We start from the raw sequence: 20,462 nt of genomic DNA, 5'->3' as shown, positions 1-20,462 counted from the left end.
TGCCTCAATCCAGATCATTCTCGCTGACGATGATCAGCTCCCGGCCGCGATCCCGCCCCAGCGCGGACAGGGCGGCATCGCCGATCGGATCGGCGAAGCGCCTGAACGTGTCGGCGGCGTCGCCGTCCGGCGCATCGCCGCTCAACGCTTCCAGCACGCCATACTGGACCGCGAACTGGTACTCGTCGCCGTCCACCTCGCCGGCGAACTCGACCTGCTGCTCGTCCAGATTGTCGAAGATGCTCGAATTGTCGATGTCGAGGCGGTCAGCCATGCCCTGCTCCTGATGTCGCGCGACGGCGCGGCGTTCGGCTGCCAAAGCGCCGGCAGGTGCCTCGTGTTCCGTCCCTGGTGCTGATCGGAGCTGGCAATCTCGCCCGCCGCCGTGGCGACGCGTCTCGCCGGCACCATATCGGGCCCCAGGAGGACCTATGGCAGACTATCGAAAGACCGATGCAGCAATCGCCGCGCTGACGCCGGAGCAGCACCGCGTCACCCAGCGCAGCGGCACGGAGAGGCCCGGCACGGGCGCGCTGCTGTACAACAAGGAACCCGGCATCTACGTCGACATCGTCTCGGGCGAGCCGCTGTTCGCCAGCGCGGACAAATACGAGTCCGGCTGCGGCTGGCCCAGCTTCACCAGGCCGATCGAGCCGGCGAACGTGGCGGAGCTGGTCGACCGATCGCTGTTCACGACCCGCACGGAGGTGCGCTCGACGCACGGCGACAGCCATCTCGGCCATGTGTTCGACGACGGTCCGCGCGACCGCGGCGGCCTGCGCTACTGCATCAACTCGGCGTCGCTCCGGTTCGTCCACCGCGACGACATGGCAGCGCAGGGCTATGGCGCCTACCTGCCGCAGGTCGAGGAGGTCGGCTGAAGGCGGTGTTCCGCGTTCGTTCGGGATGCGATAGGGCCCGGAGATGCCGGCCGGACTTCCGCGCAAGATCATCCATGTCGACATGGACGCGTTCTACGCATCGGTGGAACAGCGCGACGACGCGGCGTTGCGGGGCCGGCCGGTGGCGGTCGGCTCCCAGGCCGCGCGCGGCGTGGTCGCCGCCGCCAGCTACGAGGCGCGGGCATTCGGCGTCCATTCGGCGCTGCCGTCCGTCACCGCGCTCAGGCGCTGTCCCGACCTCGTCTTCGTGCGGCCCCGGTTCGACGTCTACAAGGCCGTCTCGGCGCAGATCCACGCGATCTTCGCCGACTATACCGATCTCATCCAGCCGCTGTCGCTCGACGAGGCCTATCTGGACGTGACGGCGGATCGGCGCGGGCTGGAAACCGCCTGGGCGACGGCCAGGGAGATCAGGGCGCGCATTCTGGCCGGGACGGGGCTGACCGCGTCGGCGGGGATCAGCTACAACAAGTTCCTGGCCAAGCTCGCGTCCGACCAGCGCAAGCCGAACGGGCAGTTCGCGGTCACGCCGGCGATGGGACCGGCCTGGGTGGAGACGCTGCCCGTCGCCCGCTTCCACGGCGTCGGACCGGTCACCGCCGCCAAGATGAAGCGGCTGGGGATCAAGACGGGCGCGGACCTCCGCGCCAAGCCGCTGGCGTTTCTGGAGGAGCATTTCGGCAGCGGCGCGCGATGGTATCACGCCATCGCGCGCGCCGAGGACGACCGGCCGGTCAACCCGCACCGCGAGCGCAAGTCGTCCGGCTCGGAGACGACGTTCGACCGCGACCTGACCGACGCGGCGGACATCGAGGCGGGCGTGCTGCGCATGGCCGACGACGTCTGGGCGTGGTGCGACGGGGCACAGGCGTTCGGGCGCACGGTGACGGTGAAGATCAAGTTCGCCGACTTCCGCCAGATCACCCGCAGCCGCAGCCGCGGGTCCGTGATCGCCGGCCATGCCGCGCTGCGGACGACGAGCCTGGAGCTGGTGCGCTCCGTGCTGCCGACCCCGATCGGCATCCGCCTGGTCGGCGTCACCGTGTCCAATTTCGGCAGCGACGCGACGGCGGCCCCCACTCTGCCGCTGACCACCGCATGACGGGGGCGCCCTGGTGACGCTGTTCTTCACCGCCGACACCCATTTCGGCGACCACCGCACGATCAATCTCCAGAAGCGCCCGTTCGCGTCCACGGCAGCGATGGACGCGGCGCTGGCGGCGGCCTGGAACGCGGTCGTCGGAGCGGACGACGAGGTCTGGCACCTCGGCGACGTTGCGCGGCGCGCCGGCGACGTGCCCGGCATCCTCGCCCACCTGAACGGCCGCAAGCACCTGCTACGCGGCAACAACGATCCGGCCGCGACGCTCGCGGCGCCCGGCTGGGCCAGCGTCCACGCCTATGCCGAGCTGGCGGTGGACGGCCGCAACCTCGTGCTGTGCCACTACCCGTTCCGCACCTGGAACGGGCAGCATCGCGGCGCGCTGAACCTGCACGGGCACAGCCACGGCCGGCTCAAGCCGCTGCCGCGGCAGTTCGACGTCGGCGTCGACGCCCGGGCCTTCGCGCCGGTGACGCTCGCGCAGCTGATCGGCTAACGATGGATGGCGTTGGCCTGACCCGTTCCGTCATTCCCGCGTGGGCGGGTTCCATAGTCGCCCGTCCGTCGCACGGCTCGCAAGCCAGCCAGGATGGATCCCCGCCGGCGCGGGGATGACGGAAGAGAATACCGGTTCCATGCGATGTCATCCGGCTCTAGCGACAGGTCGATGCCCACGAACCGCTATTATTCGGGTCCACCGAGCGACCATTTCGACGGCACGCGGTTCTTCAACCCCGGCGAGCCGAACACGGATCGCTCGTTGCTGCAGGTGCTGCGCTGGAAGGTGGCCGGCGGCGCGGCGACCTGGCCGGCGGCGGTCCCGGTCGCGCCCGCCAGGCCGGACGCCCATGTCGCCGGGCTGCGGATCACGGCGGTCGGTCATGCCACGCTGCTGATCCAGGCGGCGGGGCTCAACCTGCTGACCGATCCGGTCTGGTCGGAGCGCGCCAGTCCGCTCAGCTTTGCCGGGCCCAAGCGGGTCGCCGCGCCGGGCATCGCGTTCGCGGACCTGCCCCGGATCGACGCGGTGCTGCTCAGCCACAGCCATTACGACCACCTGGACGTGGCGACGCTGCGACGGCTGCAGGCGGCGTACGACCCGCTGATGGTCATGCCGCTCGGCAACGACGCGATCGTCCGCGCCGCCGTGCCGGACGCCCGCATCGCCGTGGGCGATTGGCACGACCGGATCGCCTTGGGCGAGAATGCCGGCACGACGCTGACGCGCGCCAACCACTGGTCTGCGCGCGGCGTGAACGACCGCCGCATGGCGCTCTGGTCCGGCCATTTCGTCGACACCCCGGCGGGCAGCATCTGGTTCGCCGGCGACACCGGCTATGGTGACGGCGCCATCTTTCGCGACATCCGGACACGGCACGGGGCACCGAACGCGGCGCTGATCCCGATCGGGGCTTATGAACCGCGCTGGTTCATGGCGCCGCAGCACGTCAACCCCGAAGAAGCCGTCAGGATCATGCTGGACGTCGCCGCCGGGTTTGCGCTGGGCATTCACTGGGGCACCTTTCAGCTGACCGACGAAGCTCGCGAAGCGCCGCGGCTCGCCCTCGTGACGGCGCTGGCGGAAGCCGGTATCCCGCCCGCCCGGTTCGCCGCCGCGCAGCCCGGCCGCGCCTATGACGTCGAGGCCGGTCCCCGCCGTTAGGCCCTGCCGCGGAAACGATGCGATGCCGCGGACGCCCTTGAGCCGGACGGCGGCGATGACCACGTTCTGCCCAACCATTTGGGATCATCGCGCCATGAAGAAGATCGGCTTTCTGTCCTTCGGCCACTGGTCCGACGCGCGCGGTTCCGCGACGCGCTCGGCCGCGGACGTGCTGCTGCAATCCATCGACCTCGCCGTCGCCGCGGAGGAGCTGGGCGCGGACGGCGCGTATTTCCGCGTCCACCATTTCGCGCGCCAGCTCGCCTCGCCCTTTCCGCTGCTCGCGGCGGTGGGCGCGCGGACCAGCCGGATCGAGATCGGCACCGGCGTCATCGACATGCGCTACGAGAACCCATTCTACATGGTGGAGGACGCGGGCGCGGCGGACCTCATCGGCGGCGGCCGGCTCCAGCTCGGCCTCAGCCGCGGCTCCCCGGAGCAGGTGATCGAGGGCTGGCGGCACTTCGGCTACGCGCCGGCCGAGGGCGAGAGCGAGGCCGACATGGGCCGCCGGCATGCCGAGACGTTCCTGGAGCTGCTCGAGGGCGAGGGCTTCGCCCGGCCCAACCCGCGGCCGATGTTCGCGAACCCGCCGGGCCTGCTCCGGCTCGAGCCCCATGCCGCGGGGCTGCGCGACCGCATCTGGTGGGGCTCGGCCTCGAACGCGACGGCGGTGTGGGCGGCGCGGATGGGCATGAACCTGCAGAGCTCGACCTTGAAGGCGGACGAGACCGGCGAGCCGTTTCACGTCCAGCAGGCGAACCAGATCCGCGCCTATCGCGCGGCGTGGCAGGAAGCGGGCCACGGCCGGACCCCGCGCGTCTCGGTGTCGCGCTCGATCTTCGCGCTGACCAACGATACCGACCGCGCCTATTTCGGCCGCGGCGACGGCGCGGACCAGATCGGGATCATCGACGACATGCGCGCGGTGTTCGGCCGATCCTATGCCGCCGAACCAGAGAGCCTGATCGCGCAGCTCCGCCGTGATGAGGCGATCGCGGAGGCCGATACGCTCCTGCTGACCGTCCCCAACCAGCTCGGCGTCGACTACAACGCGCACGTGATCGAGAGCATCCTGACCCATGTCGCGCCGGCGCTCGGCTGGCGGGACGGAGCCGCCGAACCGCTTGCGGCGGCGGCCTGACGACGTCCCTTAGCCCTTTGTCAGGCGGCGGAGGGAGTCAGAAGCCCCGCTCCAGATAGCGCATCGCCACCGCGCAGTGCATCGCCACGCCGGTGGCCATCGCGCTTTCCTCGATCGTCATGCGGGTGTTGTGGAGCGGCGGATTGGTGCGGTGATCGGACCCGGCCGGCGCGACGCCGATAAAGGCCATCGCGCCGGGGATGTCGCGCAGGACGTAGGAGAAATCCTCGCCGCCCATCATCGGCGCAGGCATCTCCTCCCAGCCGGCGCCGACCTCGCCCGCCAGCGTCTGCATCAGCGCCGTCGCGCGCGGGTCGCACAGCGTCACGGGATAGCCCTCGTCGATGCGCGTCTCGGCGGTGCAGCCATGCGCCGCCGCGATGCCTTCCACCACCCGGCGGAAGCCGGCTTGAGCCTTCTCGCGCGTCGCCGGCGACAGCGTCCGCAGCGTGCCGACCAGCTCCACCGCCTCCGGAATGATGTTGTGCGAGGAGCCGGCATGGACCTGCGTGATCGTCAGCACCGCCGGGTCGGCGACCGGGATGGTGCGCGCGATCATCGCCTGGAGCGCGCCCACCGCCGCGCAGGCGGCGGGAATGGGATCGATGCAGTCGTGCGGCATGGCGGCATGGCCGCCCTTGCCCCGGATCGTCGCATACACCGTGTCGGTCGAGGCGAGCAGCGGCCCCGGCCGGCCGACGAACACGCCCGCCGGCGCGTTGGGCGAGATGTGCAGCGCAAAGGCGGCGTCGGGCCTGGGATCGGCGAGCAGCCCGTCGGCGATCATCTCGCGCGCGCCGTGATGCCCCTCCTCGCCGGGCTGGAACATGAAGAGGACGGTGCCGGGCAGCTCGTCCTGGCGCGCGCACAGCGCCTTGACGGCGCCGACCAGCATCGCGGTGTGCGCGTCATGCCCGCAGGCGTGCATCGCGCCGGGGGTGCGCGAGGCGAAGGACAGCCCGGTCTCCTCCGTCATCGGCAACGCGTCCATGTCGCCGCGGAGCAGCACCGTGCGGCTGTTGCTGCCGGCGCGCGCCTGGCCGCCGCGCAGGATGGCGACGAAGCCGGTGGTGCGCGTGCTGTCCCTGATCTCCAGCGGCAGCCCGGCCAGCGCCGCCTTCACCTTCGCGCTCGTCAGCGGGCAATTGAGGCCCACTTCCGGCTCGGCATGGATTGCGCGCCTGAGCGCGATCACGTCGTCGAGCGCGGGATCGTCGATCCAGTCGGCGGCGGTGTCGAGGTCGAGAGACATGGCGCACTCCAACGTCATGCCGGCCTTGTGCCGGCATCCACCGTCGGGCCAGGCCCCCGGGCCGCGCGGCTTACTCCCGGCGTGGATGCCGGGACAAGCCCGGCATGACGCAGGGGATCACCGTCCCCGGAACAGCCCGCCGAGCACGTTGCGAATGACCGCACCGCCGACGCTGCCGATCAGCCCGCCCGACGACGAGCGCCCGCTGCCGCCCAGCACCGCCCGGCCGAGCTCGTTGGCCACCTGCCGCCCGACCGACGAGCTCGCCGCGCGCACCGCCGAGGTCACCGCGCGCGACTGCCAGCTGTTCGCCGTCTGGCGTTGCGCCTGCGCGTCGACGCGCGCCTGCGCCGCCTGCTGGCGCGCGGCCTCCTTGGCCGCCGCCGCGTCCGCCTTGGCCTGCACCGCCGCCGCCTTGTCCGCGTCGTCCTTCGCGCGCGCCGCCGCCGCCGCGGCCGCCGCCTCCTGCGTCTTGGCGGCGAGCAGCTCCTCGGCCGACTCGCGGTCGACGGCGTGATCGTACTTGTCGCCCACCGCGTCGGTCTCGATCAGCACCTTGCGCTCGTCCGGCGTGACCGGCCCGACCCGGCTTTCCGGCGGCGCGATCAGCGTCCGCGCCACGGGCGACGGCGACCCGTCCGCCTGGAGCAGCGATACCAGCGCCTCGCCGATCTTCAGCTCGGTGATGGCACTCGCCACGTCGAGCCCCGGGCTGGCGCGGAAGGTCTGCGCGGCGGCGTTGACCGCCTGCTGGTCGCGCGGGGTGAAGGCGTTGAGCTTGTGCTGCACCCGGTTGTTGAGCTGCGCGGCCACCGTGTCGGGAATGTCGATCGGGTTCTGGGTGATGAAGTAGATGCCGACGCCCTTGGAGCGGATCAGCCGCACCACCTGCTCGATCTTGTCGAGCAGCGCCTTGGGCGCATCGTCGAACAGCAGGTGCGCCTCGTCGAAGAAGAAGACGAGCTTGGGCTTGTCGGGATCGCCCACCTCGGGAAGGTGCTCGAACAGCTCGCTCATCAGCCACAGCAGGAAGGTGGCGTAGAGCTTGGGGCTCGCCATCAGCTTGTCGGCGGCGAGGACGTTGACGATGCCGCGACCCTTGTCGTCGGTGCGGATGAAGTCGTCCAGCTCCAGCGCCGGCTCGCCGAAGAAATGCTCGGCGCCCTGGCTGCGCAGCTGCAGCAGCGCGCGCTGGATGGTGCCGATCGATTGCTTGGAGACGTTGCCGTATTGCGTCGTCAGCTCGGCGGCGCGGTTGGCGCATTCGGCCAGGATCGCCTGCAGGTCGTCGAGATCGATCAGCGCCAGCTTCTCGGCATCGGCGACGTGGAAGGCGATCGTCAGCACGCCTTCCTGCACCTCGTTCAGGTCCATGAGGCGGGAGAGCAGCAGCGGCCCCATCTCGCTGATCGTGGTGCGGATCGGGTGCCCCTGCTCGCCGAACAGGTCCCAGAACTGCACGGGCGTGTCGGCGTAATGCCAGTCGGCGTCGCCGATCTCGGCGGCGCGCGCGGCGAACGCCGCATGGGTCTTCGCCTGGGCGGAGCCGGCCATGGCGAGCCCCGACAGGTCGCCCTTCACGTCCGCCACGAAGCTCGGCACGCCCGCCCGGCTGAAGCCCTCGACGATGCCCTGCAGCGTCACCGTCTTGCCGGTGCCGGTCGCGCCCGCGATCAGGCCGTGCCGGTTGGCGCGCCGGAAATCGAGCAGCTGCGGGTTCGCGCCGGCCTCGCCCGCGCCGATGAAGATGCCGTCCGCCATGCGTCAACCTCCGTCATGCCGGGCCTGTCCCGGCATCCACGTGCGGTCCAGCGCCCGCGCCCGGTAGGTTGGACGACGGTGGATGCCGGGACAAGCCCGGCATGACGAAAAGCCGCCGCTCGCGTCCGAACGGCGGCCTTTCTGGACACACCCGACGCGGCCAAGCCGCGTCGTCGGTGGTAGCTGCGCTACGCCGGGCCGGGCTCGCGCGGGTGGAGTAAGCTACGCTATCCTCTCTTCCGCGCCGCGCCTCAGCTCTTAGCGATCTTAACCGGGACGAATTGTGCGGGCCCTTTACCGCGCTGAGCAAGCAGCAGCACTTGGGTCCGGCCCGCCGCCTTCGCCTGAGCAACCGCTTGAGCAAGCTCGGCGGCATCATGCACGGGCGTTCCGTTTACCATCTGGATGATGTCGCTCCGCTTGAACTTTCCGCCCGCATCGGTTGACGGGTCGACCTGAGCCACGATCACACCCTGCACCGTTGAATCAACGCCAACCTGCCTCGCGATAGAAGGGGTTAGTGGTAATACCGTCAGCCCCAGCGCGTTGCTGCTCGCCGGCGCGATCGCCGCGCCCGAACCGTCATCATCGTCCCCGTTCGCAAAATCGTCGCCGCCCTGGCCGGTCAGCGCAGCCAGCTGCTCCTGCGACGGCCGCGCCGCGACCGTGACGCTGACCTGCACCGGCCGATTGCTGCGCAGCACGTCCAGCCGTGCCGTCTGGCCCGGCTTCACGTCGGCGACCAACCGGGACAGGCTGGCGTCCGGCGTCACCGCCGTGCCATTGACCCGCGTCACCACATCGCCGACCCTCAGCCCCGCGCGCGCTGCCGGGCCACCGGGCTGGATGCCGGCGATGATCTCGCCCTGGTTCTTGGGGATGCCGAGCGCGGCGGCCTTGTCGTCGTCGATCGCGCCGCCCAGCGTCACGCCCATATAGCCGCGCGCGATCTTGCCGCCCTTCATCAGCGTGTCGATGATCGGCTTGGCCTCCTCGGCGGGAATCGCGAAGCCGATGCCGATGTTGCCCCCGGCCTGCGATCCCAGAATCTGCGAGTTGATGCCGATCACGTCGCCGTTCAGGTTGAACATCGGGCCGCCCGAATTGCCCTGGTTGATCGCGGCGTCGGTCTGGATGAAGCGGTCGTACGGCCCCAGCCCGGTCGAGCGGTGCAGCGCCGAGACGATGCCCGCCGTCACCGTGCCGTCCAGGCCGAACGGGTTGCCGATCGCCACCACCCAGTCGCCGACCCGCGCCCGCGTCGAGTCGCCGAAGCGCACGAACGGCAGCGCGCTCGCGTCGATCTTGAGCAGCGCGAGATCTGAGTCCGCGTCACGGCCGACCACGCGTGCCGTATATTCCTTGCGGTCGGTCAGCGTGACGGTGATCGAATCCACCGTCGCGCCCTTCGCGGCGGCGGCGATGACGTGGTTGTTCGTGACGATGTACCCGTCAGGCGAGATGATGAAGCCGGAGCCAAGCGCCTGACCCTCCTGCTTCACCGGCGCGCCGTTGCCGCCGCCGTTCATCTGGCCGAACAGGTCGCCCAAGGGCGTGCCGGCGAAGGGATTGGCCTGTGCCTGGCGCACGATCGTCTGCTTGGTCGAGATGTTGACGACCGCCGGCTGCAGCCTGGCGACCATGTCGGCGAAGCTCATCGGCGCGCCGGCCTTGGGCGCGGCGGCGGCGATCGCGCCCGGCTCGTTCTGCGCGACCTGCGCCGAGACGGGAGACGTGGGCTGCAGCGCAAGCGCCGTGGCGGCGCCGCCGAGGAGAAGCGCGGAAGTGGTGGCGAAAACGTAACGCACGGGTGAGACGTCCTCTCGAGTCTTTGAGCCGGGTCGGCCTGAACGACGAATGTCATCGCCCAGGGGGGCTGAATGCGGGTTGAATATGGCCGCGCAGCGAAGCGTTACAATCCTCCCCGGGACGGGGAGGATCGAGCGCCTCACTTGCGGGCCGCGCCCTCGAACTGCCGCAGGTAGCTGTTCCCCGGCGCCAGGATGATCGAGGTCGACCCCTGCCCCTCCGCCGGCGCGCCGTCGGCGTTGAACGTGTGGCGATAGGACTGCATCGCGCGGTAGAAATCGTAGAAATCCGCGTCCTTGCTGAAGCTGACGGCGTAGACCTTCGCGGCATCGGCGTCGGCCTGGGCGCGGATGATCTGCGCATCCTTCTGCCCCTGCGCCCGGATCGTCACGGCCTGCTGCTGGCGTGCGGTCGCCATCCGCTTCAGCACGCTGTCGAGCGGGCTGCCGGCGGGCAGGTCGGCGTGCTTGATCCGCACGTCGACGATCTGCACGCCATATTGACTGGCGAGCCGCTGCAGCCGGCGCTGGATATTGTCCATCACCTGATCGCGCTCGGGCGTCAGCAGCGTCGCGAAGGATTGGTTGCCGAGCTCCGCGCGGATCGAGCTGCCGAGCAGCGGCTGCAGCGCCGCCACGATCTGCTGCTCGGTGGAGGACGTGCTGCCGGTCGCCGTCACCGCCCGCAGCGGATCGACGATGCGGAAGCGCGCGAAGGCGTCCACCTCCAGCGGCAGCTGGTCGCGCGACAGCACCTGCTGGTTGTCGTAGTCGACGTCGAGCACGCGCTTGTTCACCCACACGAGCCGATCGATGAACGGGATCTTCAGCACCAGCCCGGCGCCGGTGCGTCCGAACACCTCGCCGGGGCGATACTGGTTGATCGGCGCGCCGACCGGCTGCTCGAAGCGCAGGATCACCGCCTGCTCGGTCTCCGGCACGATCGCGAGCGTGTTGGCGAGCACGATCAGCAGGGCGATCGCGACGACCACCGCGGCGATCGGATGACGCAGCCAGCGGGTCATGGCTGCGCTCCCGCCGGCGCCTCGGGCTCGGGCGCGCGGCGCGCCTTGTCGAGCGGCAGATAGGGCATCACGCCCGGCGCCTCGACCAGCGTCTTGTCGGATTTGGCGAGCACCGCCTCCATCGTCTCGTAATATAGCCGCTTGCGCGTCACCTCCGGGGCGAGCTTGTATTGCGCGTAGATGCGGTCGAACTCGCCGGCCTGGCCCTGCGCCAGCGCGATCTTCTGCTGGGCGTAGGACTGCGCCTGGTTGCGCGCGGCCTGCGCGTCCTGCTGGGCGGCGGTCACGTCCTTGAACGCCTCGTTGACGCGCTGCGGCGGGATCACCTGCTTCAGCGCGACGCCCGAGACGCTGATGCCCGAATGATAGTCGTCCAGGATGCGCTGCATCCGTTCGCGCACCTGCGCCTCGATCAGCGCGCGGCCGTTGGTCAGCGCCTGATCGAGCGTGACGTTGGCCAGCACCTCGCGCATCGAACTCTCGGCCGAGGCGCGCACGGTGTCGCGCGGGTTGGCGATCTGGAAGACGTAGTCGCGCGGGTTGGCGATCGTCCACCGCACGGAATAGCTGAGGTCGACGATGTTCTGGTCGCCGGTCAGCACCAGGTTCTCGCCGCCGCTCTCCGGGAAATCTTCCAGCCGGTTGCTCTTCACGTCCACCACCGTCACCGCCGCGATCGGCGCGGGCAGCGTCGGGCGATAGCCGGGCTCCAGCGTGCCCGCGTAGCGACCGAAATAGGTGACGACGCCGCGCTGCTGCGGTCCGATCGCGTGGATCGAGGTGAGCAGCAGCCAGAGCAGCACGATCAATCCCGCGCCGATCTTCCACAGCGCGGCGGCATTCGCCCCGCCGGGCAGGCCGCCGAAGCCGCCACCCCCGCCGGTGCCCGCATTGCGCGCCTTGCGCAGGAACTCGTCGAGCGCGGTCGGGCGCTGCGGCGGTTTGCGCCCGCCGGGCGGCACCGACCACGGGTTGCGCGGGCCGCTGCCGCCCCCGCCGCCGCCATTGCCGTCGCTCCCGCCGCCGCCCCCGCCGCCATCGCCCCACGGGCTCTTGGGTGTGTCGATCCGCTGAACGCGGGGCGGCCGGGGTCCGCCCGAATAGGAGGTCATTGCGCCAGTATAGGATTGCCCCCTCGTGAAAAACAGTAGGGCGCTCTAGGCGGACCATATGGATGTGGAACAGGTGAAAGCGGCGGTGGCGGCCGTGGCCGGTGCGCGCGCGAGCGTACGGATCGAGGGCGAGCGGGTCGGCATAATCTATGATGCCGCCGGGCTCGATTCCGCCGCCCGCGCGGCGCTGGAGGCGCGCATCCGCGCCGCCGCCGCGCTGCCCGGCGTCGGCGAGGTGCGCGTGCTCGCCACCGCCGAACGGCCGCGACGGCGGCTGGTGGCGATCGCCAGCGGCAAGGGCGGCGTCGGCAAGTCGACCCTCGCCGCCAACCTGGCGGTGGCGCTCGCGCGCGGCGGACGGCGCGTCGGACTGGTCGATGCCGACATCTACGGCCCGTCGCAACCGCGGTTGATGGGCGTGGACGGGACGCGCCCGACCGCGCAGGGCCAGCGACTCGATCCCGTCCCGACGCGTTTCGGCGTGCCGCTCTTGTCGATGGGACAGCTGGTCGATCCCGGCCGCGCGATCGCCTGGCGCGGGCCGATGGCGGCCGGCGCGCTCGGCCAGCTCGTCGAGGCCGACTGGGGAATGGCCGACACGCTGATCGTCGACCTGCCGCCCGGCACCGGCGACGTGCAGCTGACCATGATCCAGAAGCACAAGCCCGCCGGCGCGGTGATCGTCTCGACCCCGCAGGACCTGGCGCTGATCGACGCCACGCGCGCCGCCGACCTGTTCGCGACCGCCGGCGTGCCGATCATCGGCGTGGTGGAGAACATGGCCGGCTATGCCTGCCCGCATTGCGGCGAAGTGTCCGACCCGTTCGGCCGCGGCGGTGCGGAGGCGGAAGCGGCGCGGCTCGGCCTGCCCTTTCTCGGCCGCGTGCCGCTGACCATCGGCATCCGCACCGCCTCCGACGCCGGCAATCCCCCGGCGGCGGGAGAGGACGCGGTGTTCGCGCCGATCGCGGCCCAGGTCGCGGACTGGCTCGACGCCCACTGAGGTCAGGCGCCGTGATCCGCAGGCGGCCGATCAGCGCCGGAGCATCGTCGTCGACGCCTGCGGACCTCATCTCGTCGTCCTTGACAGTCGTGACGACCCAGCGCACACGCGCCCCGCCCGCGGGCGATCTTCGCCTGCGACGCATCAAACCGAGAGCCATCAATCCATGCCGAGCGACAGTACCAGTCGATCGTCCTTGCCGTTCGCGGTGTCGGTGGCCTGACCCTTGGGGTTCGCCTCCGGTCCGCGCGCGGCGGATCAAACGAGGTGAGCCATGCAGAACGTCATCGACCATGACGCGACCTTCGATGCCGGGTCCGTAGCCGCTTCCCTGATCGGCGCGCGCGGCGCCGACATCGCCGACGCCCTCGATTCATACGACGCCGATGAGGCCGCCGCCATCGTCGAGCGACTGCCGCTGGACGAGGCGGTCAAGGCGTTCGACCAGCCCGGCATCGACGATGCCGAGGAGATCATCGCGCTGCTGCCGCGCGAGCTCGCCGTGCGCCTGTTCGACGCGATGTCCGCGGACCGCACCGCCGACCTGTTCCGCTCGCTGACGGAACCGGCCCGCTCGGAGCTGCTGGCGGGCGTCACCCCCGATCTCCGGACGATCGTCGAGCGGCTGCTCGGCTATCCGGAGGCGAGCGCCGGCTCGATCATGACCACCGAGTTCGTGGCGGTGCCCGCGGACTGGACGATCGCGCAGGTGCTCCACCACATCCGCATGGTCGAGCGGACGCGCGAGACGGTGTATTCGGTCTACGTCACCGATCCGGCGAAGCACACGCTGGTGCAGGCGGTGACGCTGCGGCGGCTGATCTCCGGCGACCCGCATGCGAACGTGCTGACCGCCGCGCCGGAACGCAAGCCGGTCACGATCGGCCCGAACGACCGCCGCGAGGAGGCGATGCGGCTGATTTCCAAATACGACCTGCTCGCGATCCCGGTGATCGACGCGCATGGGCACCTCGCCGGGATCGTCACGGTGGACGATGTGATCGACGCGATGATCGAGCGCCAGACCACCGAGGTGCATCGCTTCGGCGGCGTCGAGGCGTTCGACGAGGATTATCTGCGCATCGGTTTCTGGGCGATGATCCGCAAGCGGGCGGGCTGGCTGTGCGCGCTGTTCCTGTCCGAAATGCTCACCGCGTCGGCCATGCAGGGCTTCGAGGGCGAGTTGGAGAAGGCGATCGTGCTCACCTTGTTCATCCCGCTCATCATGAGTTCGGGCGGCAATTCGGGCAGTCAGGCGACCTCGCTCGTCATCCGCGCGCTCGCGCTCCACGAGGTGAGCTTGCGCGACTGGTGGCGGGTGGCGCTGCGCGAGCTGCCGACCGGCCTGACGCTGGGCGCGATCCTGGGCGTGATCGGCATCGTCCGCATCACGCTGTGGCAGTGGCTGGGCCTCTATGACTATGGGCAGCACTGGTCGCTGGTCGCGGTGACGGTGGGCGCGGCGCTGGTCGGCATCGTCACCTTCGGCTCGTTCGTCGGTTCGATGCTGCCGTTCGGCCTGCGTCGGCTGGGCTTCGATCCCGCGAGTGCGTCGGCGCCGTTCGTGGCGACCCTGGTCGACGTGACCGGCCTCGTCATCTATTTCGGCGTGGCGGCGGTGATCCTGCACGGCACGCTGCTGTGACCCGTGGGCGCCCGGCACCGCGCTGGCGTCCGACAAGCGCCCGAGCGACCGGGTGAACCCCTCCTCCCGCAGCGCGTTCTCCTCGCGAAGCGGAGAATGCCCATGCCCCTGACCAGCGACGAGGACATCCGCGACCTGCTCGCCGACGCGCGCACGATCGCGATGGTCGGCGCATCCGACCGGCCCGACCGGCCGTCGTTCCGCGTGATGCGCTTCCTGCAGGGCCACGGCTACCGCGTCATCCCCGTCAACCCGCAGATCACCGGCGAGCATCTCGGCGGCGAGTTCGTGTTCCGCGACCTCCACCAGCTGGGCGACCCGATCGACATCGTCGACATCTTCCGCCGCTCCGACGCCGTCGGCGAGGTGGTGGACGAGGCGATCGCGGTCGGCGCCAAGGCGGTCTGGATGCAGCTCGGCGTCGTCGATCACGCCGCCGCCGCGCGCGCCGAAGCGGCGGGGCTGAAGGTGGTGATGGACCGCTGCCCCGCCATCGACATCCCGCGCCTGGGCGTCGCGCGCATCGCCGCCTAAGTCGCGCCGCAATCGGGGCGCAGCCTCATCGCCATGACGATTCCCGCGCTACTGCTGCTGGCCCAGGCGCCGGACGCCGCCGCGATGATGGCGGCCGCGCGCGACGCGGTCGCGAGGCCGCGCTGCGTATACGACGCCGCGGCGACCGACGTGACCGTGTGCGGGCTGCGTCATGCCGATCGCTATCGCGTGCCTTTCCTCACGCACGACGCCGGCGATCCCCGCTACGAGGCGGTCGCCGCCGAACGCGACCGGCTGCTCCACCGGACCACGCCGCTCCAGGACCTGTCGCCCTTCCTGGTCGGCGGCGGCATGGTGGGCGTGCGGATGACGGCGGGCGGCGCGGCCGGCACGCGGGTCGCCGGCCTGCGCCCGCTCGCGCCCTGAGCACCATGGCGCCGCTTCTCTTCGCGCTGGCGCAGGCTGCCTCGACGACCGCGGCCAGCGCCGCGCCGCCGCCGCGCTTCTCGATCCTCTATCAGCCCTGCGCCGCGCCCGCCTCGTCGAAGGACGTGGTCGTCTGCGCCAAGGACGGCGTCCATTCCGAGCGCCTGCCGCTCCCCGCCGACGCACCGCCCACGCCCGGCTACGTCAAGCCCGATAGCCGCGACTATCGCGACAATGCCGGCGGCGCGGCGCCCTGCGCCACGCAGATCGGCAGCTGCCCCGTGCTGACCGAGGCGCCACTCGCCTATCGCGCGCTCGGCGCCGCCGCCAAGGCGGTGGGCGACGCGCGCAAGGACCATCGCTGGGCCAAGGCACGTGCGGCGGACGGGACAAGGCGACAGGCGATCGATCTCGACGCACCCGCGCCGACCGGCAAGCTGGAACCATAATCCCTCTCCCTCAGGGGAGAGGGATCAGCCCAGGATCGGCATCCACAGCGGCCGCCCCACCAGGCTCGGCGAGCCGCGCAGCCGCTCCAGCGCCGCCGCGACGCAGCGCTCCGGGCCCTCATGCGTGACGATGGCGATGAGCACCGCGCCGTCGGCGCCAAGATCGGATGACGGGCCGCGCTGGATCAGGCTCTCGATCGAGACACCCGCGTCGCGCATCGCCGCCGCGATCTCGGCCAGCACGCCCACCCGGTCCGCCACCGCGAAACGCAGATAGGCGCGCCCGCGCCGCTCGCCCGCATCGGCCGGCGGCATCGCCGCCAGCGACGCCGCCGGCATCGCATAGGGCGGCCCGAACTCACCGCGCGCGACGTCGATCAGGTCGGCGACGACCGCGCTGGCGGTCGGCCCCGCCCCCGCGCCCGCGCCCTGGAACAGCAGCCGGCCGACGAAGTCGCCCTCCACCACGACCGCGTTGAGCGCGCCCGTGACGTGTGCGAGCGGGTGATCGACCGGCACCAGATGCGCGTGGACGCGCTGGAACAGGCGCGGTTCGTGCCGGGGCCCGTCCGCCTCCGCCACGCCCACCAGCCGCACGCGATGGCCTAGCGCCGCCGCCTCGGCGATGTCGGCGGCAAGGACATGGCGGATGCCGTCCACCGCGACGTCGCCGAACGCCGGCCGGCTCCCGAACGCCAGGCTGGCCAGGATCGCCAGCTTGTGCGCCGCGTCCACGCCGTCGATGTCGAACGCCGGGTCGGCCTCGGCATAGCCCAGCGCCTGCGCCTCGGCGAGCACGTCGGCGAACTCGCGACCGGTGCTCTCCATGGTCGAGAGGATGTAGTTGCAGGTGCCGTTGAGCACGCCATAGACGCGCGCGATCGCGTTCGCCGCCGCGCCCTCGCGCAGGCCCTTCACGACGGGCACGCCGCCCGCCACCGCCGCCTCGAACTTGAGCGCAACGCCCTGCGCCTCGGCCAGCCCCGCCAGCTCCAGCCCGTGATGCGCCAGCATCGCCTTGTTGGCGGTGACCAGGCTCTTGCCCGCGCCCAGCGTCGCACGGGCCAGCGTCAGCGCCGGCCCGTCGGCGCCGCCGACCAGCTCGGCCACCACGTCGACGCCATCGTCGCGCGCCAGCGCCGCGCTGTCGTCGGTCCAGCGGAAGCGCGCGAGGTCGATGCCCCGGTCGCGCGCCCGATCCCGCGCCGATACCGCGACGATCTCGATCCGCCGCCCCGCCCGCCGCGCGATCAGCTCCGCATTCGCGTCGAGCAGCCGCACCACGCCCGCGCCGACCGTGCCCAGCCCTGCCAGCGCCACCCGCAACGGTTCGGCCATATGATCTGCCCCCCTCGGCGCTCCCCGGTTGTGAAGGCGACCCGACCCGCTACACCTTAGCAAGACCCGATCGGAGACGTCCATGCGCCCCAGCCTCGCCGCCCTGCTGCTCGCCGCCACCGTGCCGCTGCTCGGGGCCGCGCCGCTCCCGGTCGCGCAACAGGCGGGTGAGGACGCCCGCTTCGCCCAGCTCGGCCGCGACTTCCTGCGCGATCTCGCCGCCGCGCACCCCGGCTATGCCACCCATCTCGGCGACCACAGCCATGACGGCGAGGTGGACGACCTGTCCGCGGTCGGCCGCGCGCGCGACGCCGCCATGCTGCGCCGCTATCTCGCCCGTCTCGCCGGGATTCCACGTGCAGGCCTCAGCCGCGACAACCAGGTCGACGCGGCACTGCTCGGGCATTCGCTCCGGTATCGCCTCTGGACGCTGGAAGTGCTGGAGCCCTGGCGGTGGGACCCGCAGGAGGCGAACGGCGACATCTCCGGCAGCCTCTACGGCCTCGCCGCGCGCGACTTCGCGCCCTGGCCCGTCCGCCTCCGCGCCGCCACCGCGCGGATGGAGCGCATCCCCGCCATGTACGGGCAGATGCGCGCCAGCCTCGATCCCGCGCGCGTGCCGCAGATCTTCGCCAAGACCGTGTCCGACCAGAACGCCGGCACGCTCCAGATCGCGCAAGCCATGCTCGCCCCGCACCGCGCCGAGCTGCCGCCCGCCGACGCCGCCCGGTTCGACACCGCGCTCGCCGGCCTCAAGGCGGCGGTGGCGGACCAGCAGCACTGGCTCGACACGGTGCTGCTGCCCCAGGCCAAGGGCGATTTCCGCCTCGGCCCGCAGCTTTACGACCGGAAGCTCGCCTTCGCGCTAGACACCAATCTCACCCGCGCCGAGATCAAGGCACGCGCGGTGAACGCCGTCGCCGAGACGCGCGCGCAAATGTACGCTATCGCGCGCCAGGTGCTGGCCGGGAAGGCCGGCGCGTCGCCGACCCCCGTCGCCCCCAGCGCGGCCGAGCAGCAGGCGGCGATCGAGGCGGCGCTGGACCTGACCTACGCCACCGCGCCCCCGCGCGACCAGCTGCTCGCCACCACCACCGCCGCGCTCCGCCGGGCGACCGCCTTCGTCCGCGCACATCACCTGGTCGGCGTCCCCGACAATCCGGTGCAGGTGATCGAGATGCCCAAGTTCCGGCAGGGCGTCGCGGTCGCCTATTGCGACAGCCCCGGGCCGCTGGAGCAGCAGCTCGGCACGTTCGTGGCCGTCTCGCCGATCCCGGACGGGTGGAGCGCAGAGCAGGCCCGGTCCTTCCTGCGCGAATATAACGGCTACATGATCCAGGACCTGGCGGTCCACGAGGCGATGCCCGGCCACTATCTCCAGCTCGCCCATGCCAATGCCGGCCAGTCGACCCTCCGCGCGACGCTGGCTTCGGGCTCCTTCATCGAAGGCTGGGCGGTGTATGCCGAAGGGATGATGGCCGATGCCGACTATCTGGGTGATCCACTGTTCCGGCTCACCGTGCTCAAGATGCGGCTGCGCTCGATCACCAACACGCTGCTCGACATCGGCATCCATGCGGAGGGGATGACGGAGGCGCAGGCGATGGCCCTGATGACGCGCGGCGCCTTCCAGCAGGAGCGCGAGGCGGCGGGCAAATGGACGCGCGCGCGGCTGTCGTCGACGCAGCTGCTCAACTATTTCACCGGCTATCTGGAGCATCAGGACCTGCGCCGCGATGCCGCGCGACGCGAGGGTGGCGACTTCGATCTGCAGCGTTACAACGACGCCGTCCTCGCCCACGGCTCGCCGCCGGTCCGCTACGTCCGCGCGCTGATGTTCGGAGAGCCGATCGCGCCGTAGCCCTGACCGTCACCCCGTGATGATCTCGTCCACCTTGGCCTCGTCAAGCGGCTGGGCGAAGTCGACGCCGGCATGACCCTGCTTGCACCAGGCGATCCAGCCCTCCAGCGGGGCATGGCCCGGCAACGCCACCGTCACGAACCGTCCGACCGCCACGGCCTCGTTCGCGACGACCAGCAGGCAGCCGAGCGCGGAGATGTCGCCCACGCGCACCGCGACTGCGCCTGGTCGGTCCCGGACCGCCAGCTCGGCGGGCAGATCGATCGGCCAGCGCGCCGCCGTCCGGTGATCCGCGGCGAGCCATTGGGGAAGAGCGTTGCTTTTGGGCACCATGGCCGCACGGTAGCCGCAAAAGGGTGCGCATCCGGTAAACGCGCGGTGGCCGATGCGGCGAGGCTTTCCTCCCGGCCCGCGCTCCGCCATGCTCCCGCCATGAACGCCGCCACCACGCCGTCCCCCGCCGAGCTGACCCTGCGCGGCATCCTGCTGGGCGGGCTCATCACGCTGCTGTTCACCGCCGCCAACGTCTATCTCGGGCTGAAGGTCGGGCTCACCTTTGCCACCTCGATCCCCGCCGCGGTGATCTCGATGGCGGTGCTGCGGCTGTTTCCCGACTCGACCATCCTGGAGAACAACATCGTCCAGACGATCGCGTCGGCGGCGGGCACGCTGGCGGCGATCATCTTCGTGCTGCCCGGGCTGGTGATCGTCGGCTGGTGGCACGGCTTCCCGTTCGTGACGACCGCCGCGATCACCGCGACCGGCGGCATCCTCGGCGTCATGTTCTCCGTGCCGCTGCGCCGTGCGCTGGTGGTGGACACCGACCTGCCCTATCCCGAGGGCCGCGCCGCCGCCGAGGTGCTGGAGGTCGGCTCGGCCAGCCGCGAGGGCGGCGAGGAAAGCGCCGCGGGGCTGCGCCTGCTCGTGACCAGCAGCCTCGTCTCCGCCGGCTTCGCGCTGTTCACCAAGACCAGGCTCGCGGTCGAGGAGGCGGCGATCTGGTTCCGCACCGGCGCGGGCGCGACCGGCGTGTCGGGCGGCCTCTCCTTCGCGCTGTTCGGGGTCGGCCATCTCGTCGGGCTTTCGGTGGGCCTGGCGCAGTTCGTCGGGCTCGTCACCGGCTGGTGGCTGCTGCTGCCCGTGCTCACCGCGCGCAACCCGGCCGCAGGCGCGACCGCGGAGGCGCTCGCCAACACGGTATTCAAGGCCGACATCCGCTTCTTCGGCGCGGGCGTGATCGGCGTCGCGGCGGTGTGGACGCTGCTCAGGATCGCCGGCCCGGTGATCGGCGGCATCCGCTCCGCGCTGGCGGCGAGCCGCGCGCGCGGTGCCGGCGAGACGCTGGCGTTGGAGGAGCGCGACCTGCCGATCGGCATCGTCGCGGCGGGGTCGCTCGCGATCCTGGTCCCGATCGCCTGGCTGCTCTGGTCGACGCTGGCAGGCGGGCCGCTGGAGCGGTCGGCCGTCCTGCTCATC

The 20,462-nt window shown here is 71.2% G+C and carries 20 protein-coding genes; 12 read left to right on the top strand and 8 right to left on the bottom strand.

What is annotated here, in order from left to right:
• Positions 1–4: 4 nt before the first annotated feature.
• Positions 5–274, bottom strand: a complete 270-nt coding sequence (locus ACFE64_RS04790) for a DUF1488 family protein (protein WP_375391321.1) — start codon at positions 272–274, stop codon at positions 5–7.
• Between the two features lie 157 nt (positions 275–431).
• On the opposite strand from ACFE64_RS04790, the gene msrB reads away from it, so the two are divergent.
• The 5 genes from msrB (at position 432) to ACFE64_RS04765 (ending at position 4,811) form a co-directional block, all read left to right on the top strand.
• Complete coding sequence (gene msrB / locus ACFE64_RS04785) at positions 432–881, top strand: peptide-methionine (R)-S-oxide reductase MsrB (RefSeq protein ID WP_375391320.1); 450 nt, start codon at positions 432–434, stop codon at positions 879–881.
• A gap of 43 nt (positions 882–924) precedes the next feature.
• Positions 925–2,004: a DNA polymerase IV gene (gene dinB / locus ACFE64_RS04780; protein ID WP_375391319.1), complete on the top strand. Its 1,080-nt coding sequence runs from the start codon at positions 925–927 to the stop codon at positions 2,002–2,004.
• 13 nt (positions 2,005–2,017) lie between these two features.
• Positions 2,018–2,500: a metallophosphoesterase family protein gene (locus ACFE64_RS04775; protein ID WP_375391318.1), complete on the top strand. Its 483-nt coding sequence runs from the start codon at positions 2,018–2,020 to the stop codon at positions 2,498–2,500.
• A gap of 171 nt (positions 2,501–2,671) precedes the next feature.
• Positions 2,672–3,667: an MBL fold metallo-hydrolase gene (locus ACFE64_RS04770; RefSeq protein ID WP_375391317.1), complete on the top strand. Its 996-nt coding sequence runs from the start codon at positions 2,672–2,674 to the stop codon at positions 3,665–3,667.
• 94 nt (positions 3,668–3,761) lie between these two features.
• Positions 3,762–4,811: an LLM class flavin-dependent oxidoreductase gene (locus ACFE64_RS04765; RefSeq protein WP_375391316.1), complete on the top strand. Its 1,050-nt coding sequence runs from the start codon at positions 3,762–3,764 to the stop codon at positions 4,809–4,811.
• A 37-nt stretch (positions 4,812–4,848) separates the two neighbouring features.
• On the opposite strand, the gene ACFE64_RS04760 is transcribed toward ACFE64_RS04765, so the two are convergent.
• The 5 genes from ACFE64_RS04760 to hflK form a co-directional block, all read right to left on the bottom strand.
• Entirely contained in the window at positions 4,849–6,063 is a 1,215-nt protein-coding gene (locus ACFE64_RS04760; protein ID WP_375391315.1) for a M20 family metallopeptidase, read from the bottom strand.
• A gap of 117 nt (positions 6,064–6,180) precedes the next feature.
• Positions 6,181–7,824: a helicase HerA-like domain-containing protein gene (locus tag ACFE64_RS04755; RefSeq protein WP_375391314.1), complete on the bottom strand. Its 1,644-nt coding sequence runs from the start codon at positions 7,822–7,824 to the stop codon at positions 6,181–6,183.
• 251 nt (positions 7,825–8,075) lie between these two features.
• The gene (locus ACFE64_RS04750; protein ID WP_375391313.1) at positions 8,076–9,632 is read right to left on the bottom strand and encodes a Do family serine endopeptidase; all 1,557 of its coding nucleotides are present in this window, start codon (positions 9,630–9,632) and stop codon (positions 8,076–8,078) included.
• A gap of 140 nt (positions 9,633–9,772) precedes the next feature.
• Positions 9,773–10,657: a protease modulator HflC gene (hflC, locus tag ACFE64_RS04745; RefSeq protein ID WP_375391312.1), complete on the bottom strand. Its 885-nt coding sequence runs from the start codon at positions 10,655–10,657 to the stop codon at positions 9,773–9,775.
• Positions 10,654–11,769, bottom strand: a complete 1,116-nt coding sequence (gene hflK / locus ACFE64_RS04740) for an FtsH protease activity modulator HflK (RefSeq protein ID WP_375391311.1) — start codon at positions 11,767–11,769, stop codon at positions 10,654–10,656. Before hflK ends, hflC begins: the two co-directional genes overlap by 4 nt.
• A 58-nt stretch (positions 11,770–11,827) precedes the next feature.
• Here hflK and ACFE64_RS04735 point away from each other — a divergent pair, with 58 nt between their 5' ends.
• The 5 genes from ACFE64_RS04735 (at position 11,828) to ACFE64_RS04715 (ending at position 15,787) form a co-directional block, all read left to right on the top strand.
• Positions 11,828–12,772 (top strand): Mrp/NBP35 family ATP-binding protein, encoded by a 945-nt coding sequence (locus ACFE64_RS04735; protein WP_375391310.1) that lies wholly within the window; start codon positions 11,828–11,830, stop codon positions 12,770–12,772.
• A gap of 274 nt (positions 12,773–13,046) precedes the next feature.
• On the top strand, positions 13,047–14,417 hold the full coding sequence (gene mgtE / locus ACFE64_RS04730) for a magnesium transporter (protein ID WP_375391309.1): 1,371 nt from the start codon (positions 13,047–13,049) through the stop codon (positions 14,415–14,417).
• Positions 14,418–14,519: 102 nt separating this feature from the next.
• Complete coding sequence (locus ACFE64_RS04725) at positions 14,520–14,951, top strand: CoA-binding protein (RefSeq protein WP_375391308.1); 432 nt, start codon at positions 14,520–14,522, stop codon at positions 14,949–14,951.
• Between the two features lie 33 nt (positions 14,952–14,984).
• Positions 14,985–15,338 carry a hypothetical protein gene (locus ACFE64_RS04720; protein ID WP_375391307.1) on the top strand — a complete coding sequence of 118 codons (354 nt, stop codon included), beginning with the start codon at positions 14,985–14,987 and terminating at the stop codon, positions 15,336–15,338.
• Between the two features lie 5 nt (positions 15,339–15,343).
• Positions 15,344–15,787, top strand: coding sequence for a hypothetical protein (locus tag ACFE64_RS04715; RefSeq protein WP_375391306.1), 444 nt, complete (start codon positions 15,344–15,346; stop codon positions 15,785–15,787).
• A 24-nt stretch (positions 15,788–15,811) separates the two neighbouring features.
• Here the strand turns inward: ACFE64_RS04715 and ACFE64_RS04710 are convergent, their stop codons facing one another.
• On the bottom strand, positions 15,812–17,125 hold the full coding sequence (locus ACFE64_RS04710) for a homoserine dehydrogenase (protein WP_375391305.1): 1,314 nt from the start codon (positions 17,123–17,125) through the stop codon (positions 15,812–15,814).
• Between the two features lie 82 nt (positions 17,126–17,207).
• Between ACFE64_RS04710 and ACFE64_RS04705 the strand changes: the two genes are divergently transcribed.
• Positions 17,208–18,986 (top strand): DUF885 domain-containing protein, encoded by a 1,779-nt coding sequence (locus tag ACFE64_RS04705; RefSeq protein ID WP_375391304.1) that lies wholly within the window; start codon positions 17,208–17,210, stop codon positions 18,984–18,986.
• Positions 18,987–18,995: 9 nt separating this feature from the next.
• Here ACFE64_RS04705 and ACFE64_RS04700 read toward each other — a convergent pair whose 3' ends face one another.
• The gene (locus ACFE64_RS04700) at positions 18,996–19,319 is read right to left on the bottom strand and encodes a PilZ domain-containing protein (RefSeq protein WP_375391303.1); all 324 of its coding nucleotides are present in this window, start codon (positions 19,317–19,319) and stop codon (positions 18,996–18,998) included.
• A gap of 99 nt (positions 19,320–19,418) precedes the next feature.
• Between ACFE64_RS04700 and ACFE64_RS04695 the strand changes: the two genes are divergently transcribed.
• The coding region (locus tag ACFE64_RS04695; protein WP_375391302.1) for an OPT family oligopeptide transporter at positions 19,419–20,462 on the top strand (1,044 nt) is incomplete at its 3' end.

This window comes from uncultured Sphingomonas sp. (assembly GCF_964250165.1).
In the GTDB taxonomy this organism is placed as follows: Bacteria; Pseudomonadota; Alphaproteobacteria; order Sphingomonadales; family Sphingomonadaceae; genus Sphingomonas.
This window is presented reverse-complemented; position numbering and strand designations above follow the sequence as displayed.